The 16,481-nt window shown below is 61.3% G+C and carries 17 protein-coding genes; 5 read left to right on the top strand and 12 right to left on the bottom strand.

Going from position 1 to position 16,481, the window contains the following annotated elements; translation table 11 throughout:
• Window positions 1-6: 6 nt before the first annotated feature.
• Together BLW55_RS18635 and BLW55_RS18630 are read right to left on the bottom strand one after the other, a co-directional pair.
• The gene (locus BLW55_RS18635) at window positions 7-804 is read right to left on the bottom strand and encodes an anti-sigma factor family protein (protein WP_090329775.1); all 798 of its coding nucleotides are present in this window, start codon (window positions 802-804) and stop codon (window positions 7-9) included.
• Entirely contained in the window at window positions 804-1,319 is a 516-nt protein-coding gene (locus tag BLW55_RS18630) for a sigma-70 family RNA polymerase sigma factor (RefSeq protein ID WP_090329774.1), read from the bottom strand. The genes BLW55_RS18635 and BLW55_RS18630 overlap by 1 nt, the downstream gene beginning before the upstream one ends.
• Window positions 1,320-1,548: 229 nt before the next feature.
• Here BLW55_RS18630 and BLW55_RS18625 point away from each other — a divergent pair, with 229 nt between their 5' ends.
• Window positions 1,549-2,760, top strand: coding sequence for an MFS transporter (locus BLW55_RS18625; protein WP_370671634.1), 1,212 nt, complete (start codon window positions 1,549-1,551; stop codon window positions 2,758-2,760).
• A gap of 9 nt (window positions 2,761-2,769) precedes the next feature.
• Here the strand turns inward: BLW55_RS18625 and recO are convergent, their stop codons facing one another.
• From recO to rpoZ, 8 genes are all read right to left on the bottom strand, one after another.
• A complete protein-coding gene (gene recO, locus BLW55_RS18620) occupies window positions 2,770-3,510 on the bottom strand; it encodes a DNA repair protein RecO (RefSeq protein WP_090329773.1) in 741 nt (246 codons plus the stop codon).
• Window positions 3,511-3,528: 18 nt separating this feature from the next.
• Window positions 3,529-4,455 carry a GTPase Era gene (gene era, locus BLW55_RS18615; RefSeq protein ID WP_090329772.1) on the bottom strand — a complete coding sequence of 309 codons (927 nt, stop codon included), beginning with the start codon at window positions 4,453-4,455 and terminating at the stop codon, window positions 3,529-3,531.
• Complete coding sequence (rnc, locus tag BLW55_RS18610) at window positions 4,452-5,171, bottom strand: ribonuclease III (RefSeq protein WP_090329771.1); 720 nt, start codon at window positions 5,169-5,171, stop codon at window positions 4,452-4,454. The genes era and rnc overlap by 4 nt, the downstream gene beginning before the upstream one ends.
• A 14-nt stretch (window positions 5,172-5,185) precedes the next feature.
• On the bottom strand, window positions 5,186-5,935 hold the full coding sequence (lepB, locus tag BLW55_RS18605; RefSeq protein WP_007008488.1) for a signal peptidase I: 750 nt from the start codon (window positions 5,933-5,935) through the stop codon (window positions 5,186-5,188).
• Between the two features lie 91 nt (window positions 5,936-6,026).
• Complete coding sequence (acpS, locus tag BLW55_RS18600; protein ID WP_007008487.1) at window positions 6,027-6,434, bottom strand: holo-ACP synthase; 408 nt, start codon at window positions 6,432-6,434, stop codon at window positions 6,027-6,029.
• Entirely contained in the window at window positions 6,431-7,027 is a 597-nt protein-coding gene (locus tag BLW55_RS18595) for a DUF2062 domain-containing protein (RefSeq protein WP_025030102.1), read from the bottom strand. Before BLW55_RS18595 ends, acpS begins: the two co-directional genes overlap by 4 nt.
• A 242-nt stretch (window positions 7,028-7,269) precedes the next feature.
• Entirely contained in the window at window positions 7,270-9,522 is a 2,253-nt protein-coding gene (locus BLW55_RS18590; RefSeq protein WP_090329769.1) for a RelA/SpoT family protein, read from the bottom strand.
• 133 nt (window positions 9,523-9,655) lie between these two features.
• Complete coding sequence (gene rpoZ, locus BLW55_RS18585; RefSeq protein WP_007008481.1) at window positions 9,656-10,054, bottom strand: DNA-directed RNA polymerase subunit omega; 399 nt, start codon at window positions 10,052-10,054, stop codon at window positions 9,656-9,658.
• 296 nt (window positions 10,055-10,350) lie between these two features.
• Here rpoZ and BLW55_RS18580 point away from each other — a divergent pair, with 296 nt between their 5' ends.
• Both BLW55_RS18580 and BLW55_RS18575 read left to right on the top strand, forming a co-directional pair.
• Window positions 10,351-10,941 carry a LabA-like NYN domain-containing protein gene (locus BLW55_RS18580; protein ID WP_007008480.1) on the top strand — a complete coding sequence of 197 codons (591 nt, stop codon included), beginning with the start codon at window positions 10,351-10,353 and terminating at the stop codon, window positions 10,939-10,941.
• Entirely contained in the window at window positions 10,938-11,603 is a 666-nt protein-coding gene (locus BLW55_RS18575) for a uracil-DNA glycosylase (protein WP_090329768.1), read from the top strand. The genes BLW55_RS18580 and BLW55_RS18575 overlap by 4 nt, the downstream gene beginning before the upstream one ends.
• 32 nt (window positions 11,604-11,635) lie before the next feature.
• Here the strand turns inward: BLW55_RS18575 and smpB are convergent, their stop codons facing one another.
• Both smpB and dapA read right to left on the bottom strand, forming a co-directional pair.
• Window positions 11,636-12,109 (bottom strand): SsrA-binding protein SmpB, encoded by a 474-nt coding sequence (gene smpB, locus BLW55_RS18570; protein ID WP_007008478.1) that lies wholly within the window; start codon window positions 12,107-12,109, stop codon window positions 11,636-11,638.
• A gap of 121 nt (window positions 12,110-12,230) precedes the next feature.
• Complete coding sequence (gene dapA / locus BLW55_RS18565) at window positions 12,231-13,112, bottom strand: 4-hydroxy-tetrahydrodipicolinate synthase (RefSeq protein WP_007008477.1); 882 nt, start codon at window positions 13,110-13,112, stop codon at window positions 12,231-12,233.
• 236 nt (window positions 13,113-13,348) lie between these two features.
• On the opposite strand from dapA, the gene BLW55_RS18560 reads away from it, so the two are divergent.
• Together BLW55_RS18560 and BLW55_RS18555 are read left to right on the top strand one after the other, a co-directional pair.
• On the top strand, window positions 13,349-15,424 hold the full coding sequence (locus BLW55_RS18560; RefSeq protein ID WP_090329767.1) for a lytic transglycosylase domain-containing protein: 2,076 nt from the start codon (window positions 13,349-13,351) through the stop codon (window positions 15,422-15,424).
• A gap of 165 nt (window positions 15,425-15,589) precedes the next feature.
• Complete coding sequence (locus BLW55_RS18555; protein WP_090329766.1) at window positions 15,590-16,477, top strand: alpha/beta fold hydrolase; 888 nt, start codon at window positions 15,590-15,592, stop codon at window positions 16,475-16,477.
• The last annotated feature ends 4 nt before the right edge of the window (window positions 16,478-16,481 follow it).

Raw genomic sequence — 16,481 nt, 5'->3', positions numbered from 1 at the left:
CGCGTCTCACCTACCGGCGAGCAATTGCCGGTAGGTGACGTTCGCGATCTCCAGCAGGCGCTTTTCTGAAATCGCTCCGGCAACCGTGTAGGCGAAGCCCTCTTCCTGCCAGTAGAATGCGCGGCCGCCTTCATCCTCAAAGAGTCGGAAGCCTGTCGTCTCTCCCTTCACGCAGTGAGCGACATAGAGCGAAACGCGTTCACCCGAAGGGTCTTCATACATGAACTGCGCGGCGGCCTTTCCGCCCGAGGGCAGCAACCGGCCGCCCATAAGGTCAAAACCTTCGGTCTGCAGATCGGGGGCGACGAGCCTGGTGCCCACGCGGTTGGACAGCCATCCGACCAGATGGCTGCGCTCGCTCGCGCCCACTTCAACAACATGGAGCTTTTCCGCAGCATAAACCTGGTGCGCAGCGACGGCCTCGCCAACCACGTCCAGCGCGGCGAGCGTTTCGCCGCCACCAACCCCCTGCTGCCCCACCCAGAAACCGGAACCGGCTGCCGCACCGGCCGCGACAAGCATGACGGCAGCGACAGCGAGCCTCCGCAACGGCATGTGCCGGGCGCCCTTCGTCTTGCGGCTGGCAGAATGCGCCCCTTCCTGCAGGCGATGCGGCACCTCCTCACGCGCCAGCATGGCCAGTGTGTCACGCAGCAACGCCCGGTCCGAGACGTAGCGTGCGCTCAGCGCACGCATATCAGCGCGGGTTTCCAGCCAGGCCTCGTAGGCAGCCATATCCTCCGGTGATAGCTCGCCATCAAGTGCGAGGTGAATGTCCCTTTCATCAAAGCTGCGCTGTGTCATCACTCCACCGCCTTGAGAATGCGCCGGCGTCGCGCCAGATCAAGAATGTCACGCAGATCCTGCCGTCCACGCGCCACGCGCGACATCAACGTTCCCGTAGGAATGTCCAGAACATCCGCTGCCTCGGCGTAGCTCATGCCTTCAACCCCCACCAGAAGGATCGCGGTGCGCCGTTCCGGGCTGATTTCCTGCAGGGCATCGAGCACGTCACGAAGATCGAGCATGCCGTTCTGTTCCGGCGCGCTGACCGAAGCCCGCATGTCGACCGCTGCGCCCGAGACGAGTTCGCTCCGCCGCTTTCGTGCCCGCACACCATCGACGAACAGATTGTGCATCAAGGTGAACAGCCATCGTCGTGGCGACGTACCCGTCTGCCAGTTGTCGAGCCGCGAAAAGGCCCGCTCGAGGCAATCCTGCACGAGGTCATCGGCAGCATCGGCATCGCGCAGAAGAGCCCGCGCATAGCGTCGCAGCCCCGGAATTTCACCGACAATCGCCTTCCTCTTGCCGTCCATGCCCCCTGCCCGCCTTCTACGGGAGATTGCTTCTGTCCGATCAACGCATGCGTAGACGAGTTTATTCCCGATCTTCGACAGCAATCATGAGAAAAACTGATCGAAGATGCACAATTTGTCGATTACGCTGAAGTTCAGCCTGCGCTATCCTTATCCTTCGGATTATTGAACTGACACACTGGAAACGCGTGAAGGCAACATGACACAACAAAACCCCGCCCGCGCGGCCATGCCACATGCGTTTCCATGGGCGGTCGTCATCTGTGGCTGTCTGATTGCAGCCCTGAACTTCGGCCCGCGCTCGGCCATGGGCTTCTTCCAGCTCCCTTTACTTGCCGAAACGGGCTGGGACCGCACCACATTCGGCCTCGCCATGGCGATCCAGAACCTGCTCTGGGGGATCGGCCAGCCGATTTTTGGTGCCATCGCGGACCGGTTTGGAACGTGGCGTGTTCTCGCCCTCTCCGCCGTTATTTACGCCGTCGGCCTTTTGATGATGTCGATGCCCACGCATGAAGCCATGCTTCACATCGGCGGCGGCGTTCTTGTCGGCCTTGGCGTTGCCGGCGGATCCTTCGGCATCATCCTCGCAGCCTTCGCCCGCAGCGTTCCTGCCGAAAAGCGCAGCCTTATTTTCGGCCTTGCGACAGCTTCTGGCTCTGCCGGCATGTTTATCTTCGCTCCGATAAGCCAGGGCCTGATCGATGCGTTCGGCTGGTCCGATACGCTGGTTTACATGAGCGTGGCGATGCTGATTGTTCCGCTTCTGGCCATACCACTCGTCGGCAATGCGGCGACAGCGCGCAACAGCGCGGAAACCTTCAAGCAGACCGTCAGAGAGGCCCTTCGGGAGGCCTTCGCGCATCGCAGCTTCGTGCTTCTGGTCGCGGGGTTCTTTGTCTGCGGCTTCCAGGTCGCCTTCATCACCGCGCATTTCCCAGCCTATATCGGCGATATCGGCATCGATGCACGCTATGCGGTGGTGGCGCTAGCCCTGATCGGCTTCTTCAACATCATCGGCTCGCTCGCCTCGGGCTATATCGGCCAGCGCTATTCCAAGCCCGGTTTTCTCGCCCTGATCTACATCGCGCGGTCAATCGCCGTAACGGCATTCCTGCTGCTCCCGCAAACGCCCACAAGCGTAATCGTCTTCGCCATCGTCATGGGGCTTTTGTGGCTATCCACCGTGCCGCCGACCAATTCGCTGGTGGCGATCATGTTCGGCACGGGGCATCTGGGGCTTCTGGGTGGGGTCGTGTTCTTTTCACACCAGGTGGGCTCGTTCCTGGGCGTGTGGCTGGGTGGCTATCTTTACGACCTGTTTGGCAGTTATGACCCGGTCTGGTGGCTCGGCGTGATACTCGGTCTCTTTGCAGCCCTGGTTCACTGGCCGATCCGGGAAGCAGCCGTGCCGCGCCCTGCTCTTGCGCCAGCCGAGTAGGCCGTCGGTTCAACCGGCCGCGTCCTCGGCGCTGCGGGCAAGTGCCGCCAGAAAACCGCCGCGCGCAGCGGGCTCTTCCATCCCGCGCGGTTCGTAGACGTTTCGGTGGAAGAAAAAACCGGTCAGACGATAAGCGTCCTCAAGTGCATCGGGCGGCGTCTCCATCCGTGCCTTCACTGTCAGAAAGCGCGGTAGCGGCAGAAGTCTGTTGCGCCAGGGAGCGCCGGCTTCTTCGGTTACCGCACGGCCGGATTTCGGCGACACATAGGCAAGGCTTTCGCGGCTGCCCGTCAGCGCGCATTGCGTGAGATCGAGCCCGAATCCCAGCTCGTCGAGCAGTGCCAGTTCAAAGCGCACCATCAGCGGCCCGGCGATCTCGGGCTCATCCAGATGCGCAGTGATTACTTTGAGGGTCTCATAAAGCCCTGCATGGGCGTCGCGCTCGGGCATCAGGCGCAGATGGGCGGCCAGAAGCTGTATGCCATGGATGGCCAGCGCCGAGGCCAGAAGGCGCGCGGCGTTCAACTCCAGCGGTTCGACCTGAAACGTGCCCAGATGCTCTTCAAGGCGGGCGCGCCAGACCAGATCAACGCGATTTCCCGGCTGGAGAAGTGGCTGCATGCGGCGCGACCGGCCGCCTTTCACAAGGCCGAGATGCCGGCCATGAGCCGCCGTCATCGTTTCCAGGACGACGCTCGTTTCGCCATGCTTTCTGGCGCCCAGAATGATCCCTTCATCGCGCCATTCCATCAGGTCACTGTCCTTCCCTCAACCTGGGAATTCAAGCCCCATTTCGCGGAAGCGTTCAGGGTCGTTGCCCCAGCCCTCGCGCACCTTCACGAACAGAAAGAGATGGACCTTCTGTTCGAGGATTCCCGCCAGTTCCTCACGGGCGGCCTGCCCCACGGCACGAATGGCCGAGCCTTTGTGACCGAGCACGATTTTCTTCTGGCTGTCGCGTTCCACATAGACCACCTGGTCGATGCGCACGGAGCCGTCCTTGCGTTCTTCCCATTTCTCGGTTTCAACGTGGATCGCATAGGGCAGTTCCTGGTGCAGTCGCAGGAAGAGCTTTTCGCGTGTGATTTCCGCCGCGAGCTGACGCATCGGCAGATCGGATAGCTGGTCCTCTGGATAGTACCAGGGGCCCGCTGGAAGCGTTTCGGAAAGATGGGCGAGGAGATCGTCACAGCCCGACCCCTGCAGCGCCGAGATCATGAAAGTGCGTTCAAACCCCACCGCTTCATTGGCCCGGGCAGCGAGCTCCAGCAGGGAATCGCGCTTTACCCGGTCGATCTTGTTGAGGATCAGGATTTTGGGCTGCGCCACGTCCCTGAGCTTCTCAAGAATGGCGGCGGCATCGCCCTTGATGCCACGCTCCGCATCGATCAGCAGCGCCACGATGTCGGCGTCCTTGGCCCCGCCCCAGGCGGTCGTGACCATGGCGCGGTCGAGCGTGCGGCGCGGATTGAAGATGCCTGGCGTGTCGATGAACACGATCTGCGCGTTTTCGTGGGTTGCGATGCCACGTACGATGGCACGTGTCGTCTGCACCTTGTGGGTGACGATGGACACCTTGGCACCGACAAGCTGATTAAGCAGCGTCGACTTGCCCGCATTGGGGGCGCCGATCAATGCCACAAAGCCGGACCGGGTCTCGCCCTGTGCGTCGGCTGCGGGAACGTCTTCACTCATGATGTGCTCTCATTGCTCTGCCACACGCCTTCTCGCTCCAGCATGCCGGTGGCGGCGGCCTGTTCCGCCTCGCGTTTGGAACGGCCCCTGCCGTGCGCGGGCTCATATCCGGTGATCCTGACGGTCACGGAAAAAACCGGATCATGGTCAGGTCCCTGCCGGTCTTCAACAGTATAGCCTGGCGTGACGCCGGCAACCTGATGCGCCCATTCCTGCAGGGCGGTTTTCGGATCGCGGCGATCGGCCCCTTCGGCCTGCGCACGCTCACGCCAGTGACGGCGCACAAAGGCACGTGCAGCGTCGATGCCGCCTTCAAGGTATACCACCGCGATCAGGGCTTCCATCACATCGGCACGCAGGTTGATCTGCTTGCGGGTCGCAGCACCGCGCAGGTCGCTGCCCATATGGATAAGCGGACTGATCTTCAACTCGTCGGCGACCTCTGCCAGCGTCTCGGCATTGACGAGCGCGTTGAGCCGCACGGAGAGTTCGCCTTCGGGCGCTTTGGGGAAGCTCTCATAGAGCAGTTCGGCAACAGCAAGCCCCAGCACACGGTCGCCGAGAAACTCAAGCCGCTGGTAATCGGAACCCGAGCGGCTCCGCGCGCTGGCATGTGTCATTGCCTCTTCGACAAGCGCGGCATTCGTGAATTCAAATCCGGTGCAATCGGCGACCGCTTTGACTAACTGGGGGCCACGCAGGCGCTTGGCAGTCATGATCCACGCAAACTCTAGTCAACCCAGTCGAAGATGCGCCACGGGCGCACTTCCGAAGGCCAGCGCCAGATTTCCAGCGGACTTGCGCCCCCGGCGATGGAGAAGAAGATGATGTTGGCGCGTCCGACAAGGTTTTCAGCCGGCACGAAACCGACCGAGAAACGGCTGTCGGCGGAGTTGTCGCGATTGTCGCCCATCATGAAGTAATGCCCCTCGGGCACGATGAACTCGCGCGTGTTGTCGCCAATGCCGTTCGCCGTCAGGTCCAGCGTCTCGTAGGAAACGCCGTTGGGCAGCGTCTCCCGGTAGACGTCCACCGGCCGGTCCATCTCGGTAATGTCGGGATCGTCGATCTGGCCGATCTTCTCGCGCTCCACGGCCTTGTCGTTGATGTAGAGCTCACCCTCCCGCATCTGAATCTTGTCGCCCGGCATCCCGACCACGCGCTTGATATAGTCGATGGAAGGATTGGGCGGAAACTTGAAGACGACCACGTCGCCGCGCTCAGGTTCGGAACCCCAGATACGGCCAGAAAAGAGCGGCGGCGAGAACGGAAGAGAATGACGCGAATAGCCATAGGCCCATTTGGTGACAAACAGATAATCGCCCTCAAGCAGGGTCGGGCGCATGGAACCGGACGGAATGGAGAATGGCTGAAACAGGAAGGTGCGGATAACCAGCGCGAGGATAAGCGCCTGGACAATCACATTGACGGTTTCGCCCACGCCGCCCGATTTCTTCTTTGTCTTGTCAGCCACGCTCATCATGTCCTCGGTTCGAGTGTTTCGGCTCGGTCTTATCGCGCCAGAAAGGCGGCGGCAATGCGACAGCACAACCCTTGCGCAGTTTTCGGCGTCAGTTTCCGTTGTCGGGAACCGCCTCGATGATCACAAATGCCTGAGCCAGGGGATAGTCGTCAGTGATGGTCAAATGAACCAGCGCTTTCATGCCTGAAGGTGTCATGCCCTCAAGCCTCGCCCTGGCCTTGCCCGACAGCTCCATTGTCGGCTTGCCGCCGGGAAGATTGACGACCCCCATTTCGCGCCAGAAGACGCCACGCGAGATGCCTGTGCCAAGCGCCTTGGAGCATGCCTCCTTGGCGGCGAAGCGCTTCGCATAAGAGGCGGCGCGCTCACGGCGCCTGTCGGACTTGGTCCGTTCGATCTCCGTGAAGACACGCTGCGTGAAGCGCGCTCCGTAGCGATCAAGCGTTTTGGCGATTCGTCTGATGTCGATCAGGTCGCTTCCAATTCCGATAATCATGAACTCGTCGCGGTCCTTGCGTCGAAGGCTTGCCGGCCGGCCTTGCGGCGTGCCCGCTCGGCGAGACGCTTGCGGCGCTGCTCGCGGAAGGTGAATGTCGCCCAGCGTGTCACGAAGTAGAACACCAGGGCGAAGAAAATGCCCAGGGGCAGTGCGCCAACGGACATGGGCTTGATGACCGGCTCCCAGAGCTGGGAAAACTCCAGGTGGCGCAGCATCTTACCCAGATGTATTGGGGCGCCGTGCGAGAGCTCTCGCCCATAGAGGATGAGACGCCCAGTTTCCAGTGTCGCCCCCCAGATGAATGGGAATGTCAGCGGGTTGCCGACGGCGGTGCCAATGGCCGAAGCGACGAGGTTTCCGCCGATACACCATGCCAGACCGGCCGCGATGAAGAAGTGGAATCCCATGAAGGGCGTGAACGACGCGAACACACCGGCAGCGATGCCTGCAGCGATGGCGTGCGGCGTCGCTGTCAAACGCAGGACACGCTTGACGAAATATTGTGCGGATCGCCAGAACGAGCGACGCGGCCAGACCATGGTCCGCGTCCTCTCCCATAGATCCGCCGGTTTTCTACGTCGAAACAACATAGCGACTACGAAGCACCCCCAACAGCAACCAGGCTTCCCCCTGCCGACAGAATCCTAGAGCCCGTTTTCTTAACGACGGGTTCCCTGGGACATGTCTTTGGTTCGATATAGGCAAGCTCGGTCGGACGGGGCAAGGGAAACGGGTTAATAATCGTGTTTCCGGCTACAAAAGCAGGAAACACGATAGAGCTATTCACATGAAGCGGCGGAATTTGGGCGCGACGGCTCGTCTCCGGCCGCGTTCAGCCATTCACCCGATGTGCGTCGCTTACGCAGCTGATTTCCTTCAGCTGTGAGACGAGGCGGGTCAGGTGCTTTAGGTCCCAGACCTCGAGATCGAACAGCATCTCGGTGAAATCAGGAGCGGTTCGCTCCATGGCGAGCGTGTGAATGTTGGCGTCGTTCGACGCAATCACCTGCGCGATTTCCGCCAGCGAGCCGGGTTCGTTTATGGCTGTGACGGACATGCGGACGGGGAACCGCTCCTTCATGTTCTCGTCGATGTCCCAGCGCACGTCTATCCAGCGCTCCGGCTGGTCGTCGAAGGCGGTCAGCGCCGGCGACTGGATTGGATAGATGGTGATGCCCGACCCCGGATGGAGAATGCCCACAATTCGGTCCCCGGGCACCGCGCCTTCGGGAGCGAAACTGACGGGCAGATCACCCGAAACGCCACGGATCGGCAGAGCGCCCCCTACCCCTTTGTCCGATGGGGCAGCGCTTTCCTTGGCACGCTTGGCCTTGCGCGACGAGCGACCGGGAATCTGAAACAGCATGCCGGCGGCATTGCGCAGATTGAACCAGCCCTCCTCGCGCTCCTTCGGCGCCTGTGTCACGCGTTCGTCCTTGTAGTCGGGAAACACCGCGCGCACGACATCCTGCGACGAAAGTTCGCCGCGCCCGACCGCCGCCAGAACATCCTCCACATCCTGACGCCCAAGGCGGTGGAGAACCGGCTTGAGGCCGTCGCGGGAGAAACTCTTGCCTGCGCGCTCGAAGGCTCGCTCAAGAATACGCGCGCCAAGGCCTGAATACTGTTTGCGGATCGCGTTTCGTGTCGCGCGGCGGATGGCGGCGCGCGCCTTGCCCGTGACCACGACCGATTCCCAGGCCGCCGGCGGCACCTGCGCCTTGGAACGAATGATCTCCACCTCGTCGCCGTTCTTCAACTCGGTCATCAACGGCATGATGCGGCCATTGACCTTTGCGCCCACACAGGTGTCGCCCACCTCGGTGTGAACCGCATAGGCAAAGTCGATGGGCGTTGCGCCACGTGGAAGCGCGATCAGCCGCCCCTTGGGCGTGAAGCAGAACACCTGGTCCTGGAACAGTTCCAGCTTGGTGTTCTCCAGGAAATCTTCGGGCGTATCGCCTTCGGAAAGCGCCTCGATGGTGCGCCTCAGCCACGCATAAGCATTGGTGTCACGCGAGATACGGTGATCCGCGCCGTTCACCTTGCCGCCGAAATCCTTGTAGATCGAATGGGCCGCCACGCCGTATTCGGCAATGCCGTGCATGTCATAGGTGCGAATCTGCAGTTCGACACGCTGGCGCGACGGGCCGACGATCGTCGTATGGATCGACCTGTAGTCGTTCTGCTTGGGGGTGGAGATGTAGTCCTTGAACCGGCCCGGCACCATCGACCAGGTGGAATGGATGACCCCAAGGGCGCGATAGCAGTCCTCGATGCTGTCGACGAGCACGCGGAAGCCGAAAATGTCGGAAAGCTGCTCGAAGGAAAGCGCCTTGGTCTCCATCTTGCGGAACACCGACCAGGGCTTCTTCTGACGACTCTTTACCGTCGCCTCTATCTGATGTTCGGCGAAGAGATGCGACAGCGCCTCCTCAATGGCCTTGATGACCCCACGATTGCGCTCGAAAAACTCGGCAAGCCGCTCGGTGACCGCGCGGAAGGCCTCCGGGTTGATATGCCGGAAGGCCAGTTCCTCGAGCTCTTCGCGCATATCCTGCATGCCCATGCGTCCGGCGAGCGGCGCATAGATGTCCATCGTCTCTTCGGCGATGCGCAGCCTCTTGTGCTCGGGAACATGGTCGAGCGTGCGCATATTGTGCAGGCGGTCCGCGAGTTTCACCAGAAGGACGCGGACATCCTCCGAGATGGCCAGCAGGAGTTTGCGCAGGTTTTCCGCCTGGTGCGCCTTCTTCGACACGAGGTCGAGACGCTTCAGCTTGGTCAGCCCTTCAACCAGCTTGCCGATATCCGGACCGAACAGCTCGTCGATCTCGTCCCGCGTGGCGCTGGTGTCCTCAATGGTGTCATGCAACAGGGCGACAGCGATGGTCGCCTCGTCCAGATGCATGTCGGTCAGGATAGCGGCAACTTCCAGCGGATGCGAGAAATACGGATCGCCGGAGGCACGGCGCTGGTGGCCGTGCTTCTGCATTGCGTAGACATAAGCCTTGTTGAGTAGCGCCTCATTGACGTCCGGCTTGTAGCGCTGGACACGCTCGACAAGCTCGTATTGACGCATCATGAGCGGCTTCCTCGTTTTTGTTGTTGTTATCTACGCAAAGCAAAACATGCGCCGCGAAATTCACGGCGCATGTTTAAGATAGGCAGGAATGTTTCGGCAAGGAAGAGAATGCCGCGCCGAACATCCGTATCGATCAGAAATCGTCGCTTTTTTCCGGCGGAACGAGGCCTTCGATACCGGCAAGCAGATCTTCCTCGCTCATGCGGTCGAAGGAAATCTCTTCCTCCGGCTGATCGGCACCGGCTTCGGCGGAAGCGGCGGCCGGCTCGCTGATCTCGGGCAGGTCAGCCTCGGGCTCGTCCACCTCGACATGCTTCTGCAGCGAATGGATCAGATCTTCTTTGAGATCGCCAGGCGACAGGGTTTCATCGGCGATCTCGCGCAGCGCAACGACAGGGTTCTTGTCGTTGTCGCGGTCGACGGTGATCGCCTCACCCTGCGAAATCTGACGGGCGCGATGGCCGGCCAGAAGCACGAGCTCAAAGCGGTTATCGACCTTGTCGATACAGTCTTCAACGGTCACACGGGCCATTCAGTGCCCCTTTCATGCGTAAATCTGCAAGGAAATCCAGCGCGTCAATAGCCTGCCACATCGCAAAATTCAAGGCCAACGCTCAACGCCCGCTCTCCGATCAACACGGAAATGGGGCGTGGCGATGGCGGCGCAGCCTGCGTCTCGCGCGCTTGTATTTATGACGAATTTATATATTGGTTGGAACAATCATATTCCAGCGCTATTTCCTCATAAGAGATGGCTTTTTGGTCGATTTTCGGCCCGGAGCCTCTCATTTGAGCGCTGAACGTTTATTTGAAACAGGAATTTTGACGATGTTCGATCCGCGGGAAAAAATTGCTCTCTTCATCGATGGTGCCAATCTCTATGCCACTTCGAGAGCCTTAGGATTTGACATCGATTACAGGAAGCTCCTGAGCAGCTTCCAGGAACGCGGTTACCTTCTGCGCGCCTACTACTACACGGCCCTTGTGGAAGATCAGGAATATTCCTCCATTCGCCCGCTGATCGACTGGCTCGACTACAATGGCTACAAGGTCGTTACCAAGCCCGCCAAGGAGTTCACCGACTCGGCCGGGCGCCGCAAGATCAAGGGCAATATGGACATAGAGCTGGCGATCGACGCGCTGGAACTCAGCGACGTGGTCGACCACTATGTAATCTTCTCCGGCGATGGCGATTTCCGCACGCTGGTTGAGGCCCTGCAGCGCAAGGGCCGCAAGGTGAGCGTCGTATCGACCATCCAGTCCCAGCCGCCCATGATCGCCGACGATCTGCGCCGGCAGGCGGACAATTTCATCGACCTCTCGTCATTGCGCGAGGAAATAGGCCGTGCAACAAGCGAACGGCCTTCCCGCAAGGTGGAACCCGAAGACGACGCAGACGAGACCTTCGACGATCTATGACACCTGTTTCGGCGCGTGAAACCGAGCCGCCGCGCGACTGCCCACTTTGCCCGCGCCTTCACCAGTTCATTGCCGACTGGCGCGCCCGCGAACCCGAATGGCACAATGCGCCCGTTCCCACCTTCCTGCCCGAAGGAGGCGATGACGCCGTCGCATTTCTCATCGTCGGCCTGGCGCCGGGGCTTCGCGGCGCCAACAAGACGGGACGTCCTTTCACCGGCGATTACGCTGGAGACCTTCTTTACAGCACGCTGAAGACGTTCGGCTTCGCCAGGGGCAACTACGAAGCCCAGCCGGATGATAGCCTGTCCCTCGTTGATACGGCGATCATCAACGCCGTGCGCTGCGTTCCGCCGGAGAACAAGCCAGTGGGCGCCGAGATCAACACCTGCCGCCAGCACTTCTTTGCGCCGACGCTGAAGCGCTTCAAGAATCTCCGAGCAGTGCTCACGCTTGGCGTGATCGCCCATCAGTCAACCGTTCGGGCGCTCGGCGGGCGCGTTGCAGCCCATCCCTTCACACATGGCGGGCATCAGGAGCTTGCCGGACTTGCCATTTTCTCGAGCTATCACTGCTCACGCTACAACACGAACACCGGCCGTCTGACGGAAGAGATGTTCGTGAGCGTTTTCCGTGATATACGCGCGTTTCTGGATAAATAGAGTCCGATAGAGGCGCGGCGCCCGGCGCCTCTTCAGCCGTGCTGCTTCAGGAGCCTTGCTTTTTCCCGGTTCCAGTCGCGTTTCTTGGCCGTCTCGCGTTTGTCGTGCAGCTTCTTGCCGCGCGCCACGGCGAGTTGAAGTTTCGCAAGCCCACGCGCATTGAAATAGAGCCTGAGCGGCACGAGCGTCATGCCTTCGCGCTCGATCGACTGGGCCAGGCGCGACAGCTCGCGCTTGGACACCAGCAGCTTGCGCCTGCGCCGGGGCTCGTGGTTGAAGCGGTTTCCGGCGGAATACTCCTGAATATAGGAATTGATCAGCCAGCACTCGCCATCCTCGATGGAAGCATAAGCCTCCTGGATGTTCGAGTGACCGTCGCGCAGCGATTTCACTTCGGTTCCTGTCAGGACGAGGCCGGCTTCCAGCGTATCGAGCACCTCATAGGAGAAGCGCGCCTTACGGTTTTCGGCAATCGTCTTGACGTTGGGATTCTTGTCTTTTGCCATCATTTCCAAATGCGGCGGAAGCGCCGTGGCACTTCCGCTTTCCCTGGGACGGCAGAAGAGCCGCCCGTTCGTTTCACCGCATTTGTGCGACGCCAGGTGCCCTGCCCGGCTGCAAAATGCGTCAGTTCAGCAGCCCTGCATGCTGCATGGCAGCGTCGATGCGCTCCGCAGTCGAGGCCTCGATCGGCACAAGCGGCGAACGCACGGTGTTCTCGACCCGGCCGAGACGAGACAATGCGTATTTTGCACCGCAAAGCCCTGGCTCGATGAAAATCGCCTTGTGCAGCGGCATCAGCCGATCCTGCAACTCAAGCGCCTTTTCCTTGTCATTGGCGAGCGTGGCCGCCTGGAACTCGGCACACAGGCGCGGTGCGACATTGGCTGTCACCGAGATGCAGCCCACCCCGCCATGCGCATTGAAGCCCAGCGCGGAAGCGTCCTCGCCGGAAAGCTGGATGAAATCCTTGCCGCAGGTCATGCGCTGCTCGGAGACCCGGTCCACCTTCGCCGTCGCGTCCTTCACGCCGACAATGTTGGAAAAGTCCTTCGCCAGACGCCCCATGGTCTCCGGTGTCATGTCGATCACGGAACGCGGGGGGATATTGTAGATAATAATGGGCAAACTCGTGGCACGGGCTACAGCCGCGAAATGCTCATAGAGCCCTGCCTGCGTCGGCTTGTTGTAGTAGGGTGTGACCACCAGTGCCGCGTCGGCCTTCACTTCTTCGGCAAACTTTGCCAGCGCGATTGCCTCACGGGTCGAATTGGAGCCTGCACCGGCGATGACCGGAACGCGCCCCTGAGCCGCCTCGACGCATATCCGGACAACCTCGCGGTGCTCCTCATGCGTGAGCGTCGGGGATTCGCCGGTCGTACCAACGGGCACCAGCCCGCTGCTGCCTTCTGCAATCTGCCATTCAACGAGTTCGCGGAACGCTTTTTTGTCCAGGCTGCCATCCCTGGCAAACGGTGTCACAAGCGCTGTGAGAGACCCCCTGAACATAATGTCGAACTCCTGAATGAAATTGATGGTTTGCTGCCAGCCCAGGCCGGCGCCGGATGCTTCTAACCGAAGATCAGGCGGCGCACCATAGTCTTGCCATCTCTTGCCCGCAAGAATCCTGCAAAGATGGTGTGTTACGCCAGTATCCGTAGGCTCTGCGCCATCGTGAAACGATATTGCCTGTTCTGGAAGCAGCTCCTGCTGCCCAAAGGGTCCAACGTTCGGGACGTTTGTGTATGACGACAAAGGCTGCGCTTGCTTCGCTGCTTCTTCTTTCAGTCTCGCCACTCGCGCATGCGCAGGCCCTGCCGGACATGGGCCCGATCCCTTTCGCACGCCCCGACGCGCTCAACTCGCCTGCAGCCGCCATCGATGCGCTGACAAACACCGCCGCCGTTCGCCCGAATGTGATGGACGGCCAGGGCGGACAATCGGCCAACGAACGCGCCCTGATCGCGGGGCTCGATGCGCTCTCGCTAAGCGATCCGGCGACCGCGCGTACCCTTCGCAACCACATGAAGGAAGACAGTCTCGAACGGCGAATTCTGACCTGGGCCATGGCGCTTTCGGCGAGCGACACATTCTCGAGCGGCGAAATTGCGGCCATCGCCAGGGAGCTTGGCGACTGGCCCGGCATGTTGACACTGCGCGAGCATGCCGAGCGCGCGCTCTACCGCGAGAAGCAGCGACCACAGGTGGTGGTGAGCCTGCTTGGCGACACGGAGCCCAGAACCCTCGAGGGCACGATGGTGCTCGCCAGGTCATATGCAGCTTTGGGAGAAGAGGAAAAGGCGCGCGCGCTTGTCTCCGGATTCTGGCGAAAGGCAAAGCTCGATGCGACGGGTGAAACAGCCTTTCTGGAGGCATTCGATGATCTGCTTTCTAGGACCGACCACCGGGTGCGCATGGAGCAGATGCTGTATGACACGCGGGTGCGTTCGGCCGAACGGGTTGCGAAACGCGCCGGCGGCGCGGCCCTGACAAAGGCATGGGCGGCGGTTATTCGTGGTGACAGGAATGCGGAAAACCTACTCGACGCGGTGCCCGAGGCGGAACGCAGCGCCGGATACATCTTTGCCAGGACACGCTTCCTGCGCCGTGCCGGGCGCTTCGATGAAGCTGCCAGGCTGATGCTGACCGCGCCGCGGGATGCGGAAAGCCTGATCGATCCGGACGAATGGTGGGTGGAACGGCGCGTGCTCTCGCGCGAACTGCTCGACACCGGCGATGCGGAGACGGCCTACAGGGTGGCGGCTGCCCACTCGGCAGAAAGCCCCTCACGCGCCGCCGACGCGGAGTTTCACGCGGGATGGTATGCGCTGCGCGCCCTGAAGGACGCGCAAAAGGCCGGGCCGCATTTCGCCCGCATTGCGGAAATTGCCGAGGGTCCGATCTCGAATGCGCGTGCGAATTACTGGCTGGGGCGGGCGGTGGAGGCCGGTGCTCCGGGGGATGCAACCGCCTCCTATGAAGAGGCTGCCCGCTTCGGTGCAACGTTCTACGGGCAACTGGCGACAGCAAGGCTCGGTCGCGCCGCGCTTGCAGCCGATGCGCCGGAACCCGACGACGAAGACCGCCGCCATTTTTCCGCCCGCGAAATGGTGCGTGCAATCCAGCGCCTGGAGAAGACCAATCATCTCTGGCGCGCAGGCAGTCTTTATCGAAAACTGGCAGAGACGCTGGACAGGCCCGGCGAACTGACCCTGCTCGCCCGGATGGCCGAGGCGCGCGGCGATTACACGACCGCCCTGCGGGTCGGCAAGATCGCGGCAGGCCGAGGGCTCGACATCGGCGCACTGGCACACCCGGTGGGTGCCATACCCGTAGCCGCCGCCATCCCTTCCACCCGCCAGGCGCTCGCCTATGCGATTGCCCGGCAGGAAACCGAGTTCAATCCAGCGGCGGTTTCACCGGCCGGCGCGCGCGGCCTGCTGCAGCTCATGCCGGCGACGGCACGGGAGATGGCGCGCAAGAGCGGCCTTCCCTATTCGCGGGCGCGCCTCACAACCGATGCAACCTACAACGCAACCCTGGGGGCGGCCTATCTGGAAGAACAGCTCGCGCGGTTCAACGGTTCCTATATTCTCACCTTCGCCGGCTACAACGCCGGACCGAGCCGCGCGGCCGAATGGATGGAGCGCTACGGCGATCCGCGCGGGAAGCCGGTGGAAGACATTGTGGACTGGATCGAACGCATTCCCTATTCGGAGACGCGAAACTATGTTCAAAGGGTGATGGAGAACCTGCAGATCTACAAAATGCGTCTTACCGGCCGGTTCGACATTGTTGCGGATATTTCCGCAGGAAGCTGATTGAGTTGCCCGCCCCATGACCCGGCTATCGTTGACCGGGGCATCGTTTCACCGCACATGTGCGGACGTCAGGTGCACCTGCCTGATACTAAAATCCTCTGTGCCCGAGGCGTGGAGACAACTGATACGGGACGTCCTGGCTGATACGGGACGTCTCTGGGGGATATGATGTCTGAGCGCGGCTTTCGCGATGTCTTCTATTCAGCGCAGGATGGCCTGAAGCTGCATGCCCGCCTCTATGGCGAAGCCAATCCCGGCCTGCCGCTGGTCTGCCTGCCCGGCCTGACACGCAATGCCCGCGATTTTCATGCCCTTGCCGAAAAGCTCTCCACTGACGCCACCACCCCGCGTAAGGTGATCGCCTTCGATTATCGCGGACGCGGCCTCTCCGACAACGACCCGGACTGGCGACGCTATGACGTGACGGTGGAAGCCGCTGACATCGTTTCCGGCCTTGCCGCGTTTGGGGCGGAACATGCGGCCTTCATCGGCACGTCGCGCGGCGGGCTGATCATCATGGCCCTGGCCGGCGCACGCCCCACCCTCATGAAAGCCGTGGTGCTAAACGACATCGGCCCGGTGGTGGAGGGAGACGGGCTCGCCCAGATCCGCGCCTATCTGCAGCGCGCACCCAAACCCGGTACGATGGCCGAGGCGGTCAAAATCCAGAAGGCCATTCACGGAGAAGCGTTCCCGGCCCTCGAAGATGAAGACTGGTGGCGTTTTACCGAGGCGCTTTACAGAGAAGAGAAAGGGCGCCTGCGCGCCGATTTCGATCCCAAACTACTAAAGCCGCTGAAAGCGATCAACCTCGACACACCCCTTCCCGCACTCTGGCCGCTGTTTGAAGGCCTGAAGGCAACTCCGGTGCTGGCAATTCGCGGCGAAAACTCCCGCCTGCTTTCCAGCCGAACACTTGAGGAGATGGCCGCACGCCACCCGACAATGCAACAGATCGTGGTCGCCGGTCAGGGCCATGCCCCGCTTCTGGAAACGGGAGCGCTGCCGAAAGAGATTGCCGCCTTCATCAGGCGTGCGGAAAAATCAGCCTGAACCC

Source organism: Nitratireductor aquibiodomus, assembly GCF_900105565.1.
GTDB classification, from domain to species: domain Bacteria; phylum Pseudomonadota; class Alphaproteobacteria; order Rhizobiales; family Rhizobiaceae; genus Nitratireductor; species Nitratireductor aquibiodomus.
Note: the sequence above shows the minus strand (reverse complement) of the source record. Positions and strands in the feature narration are given on the sequence as shown.

Excerpts from the sequence above, each read along its gene's own strand:
- BLW55_RS18575 (WP_090329768.1), top strand. The coding sequence starts at position 10,938 with ATGACACCTGTTTCGGCGCGTGAAACCGAGCCGCCGCGCGACTGCCCA.
- BLW55_RS18560 (WP_090329767.1), top strand. The coding sequence starts at position 13,349 with ATGACGACAAAGGCTGCGCTTGCTTCGCTGCTTCTTCTTTCAGTCTCG.
- BLW55_RS18590 (WP_090329769.1), bottom strand. The coding sequence starts at position 9,522 with ATGATGCGTCAATACGAGCTTGTCGAGCGTGTCCAGCGCTACAAGCCG.
- dapA (WP_007008477.1), bottom strand. The coding sequence starts at position 13,112 with ATGTTCAGGGGGTCTCTCACAGCGCTTGTGACACCGTTTGCCAGGGAT.
- rpoZ (WP_007008481.1), bottom strand. The coding sequence starts at position 10,054 with ATGGCCCGTGTGACCGTTGAAGACTGTATCGACAAGGTCGATAACCGC.
- BLW55_RS18580 (WP_007008480.1), top strand. The coding sequence starts at position 10,351 with ATGTTCGATCCGCGGGAAAAAATTGCTCTCTTCATCGATGGTGCCAAT.
- BLW55_RS18635 (WP_090329775.1), bottom strand. The coding sequence starts at position 804 with ATGACACAGCGCAGCTTTGATGAAAGGGACATTCACCTCGCACTTGAT.
- BLW55_RS18595 (WP_025030102.1), bottom strand. The coding sequence starts at position 7,027 with ATGTTGTTTCGACGTAGAAAACCGGCGGATCTATGGGAGAGGACGCGG.
- BLW55_RS18630 (WP_090329774.1), bottom strand. The coding sequence starts at position 1,319 with ATGGACGGCAAGAGGAAGGCGATTGTCGGTGAAATTCCGGGGCTGCGA.
- BLW55_RS18555 (WP_090329766.1), top strand. The coding sequence starts at position 15,590 with ATGATGTCTGAGCGCGGCTTTCGCGATGTCTTCTATTCAGCGCAGGAT.
- recO (WP_090329773.1), bottom strand. The coding sequence starts at position 3,510 with ATGGAATGGCGCGATGAAGGGATCATTCTGGGCGCCAGAAAGCATGGC.
- lepB (WP_007008488.1), bottom strand. The coding sequence starts at position 5,935 with ATGAGCGTGGCTGACAAGACAAAGAAGAAATCGGGCGGCGTGGGCGAA.
- smpB (WP_007008478.1), bottom strand. The coding sequence starts at position 12,109 with ATGGCAAAAGACAAGAATCCCAACGTCAAGACGATTGCCGAAAACCGT.
- acpS (WP_007008487.1), bottom strand. The coding sequence starts at position 6,434 with ATGATTATCGGAATTGGAAGCGACCTGATCGACATCAGACGAATCGCC.
- rnc (WP_090329771.1), bottom strand. The coding sequence starts at position 5,171 with ATGACTGCCAAGCGCCTGCGTGGCCCCCAGTTAGTCAAAGCGGTCGCC.
- BLW55_RS18625 (WP_370671634.1), top strand. The coding sequence starts at position 1,549 with ATGCCACATGCGTTTCCATGGGCGGTCGTCATCTGTGGCTGTCTGATT.
- era (WP_090329772.1), bottom strand. The coding sequence starts at position 4,455 with ATGAGTGAAGACGTTCCCGCAGCCGACGCACAGGGCGAGACCCGGTCC.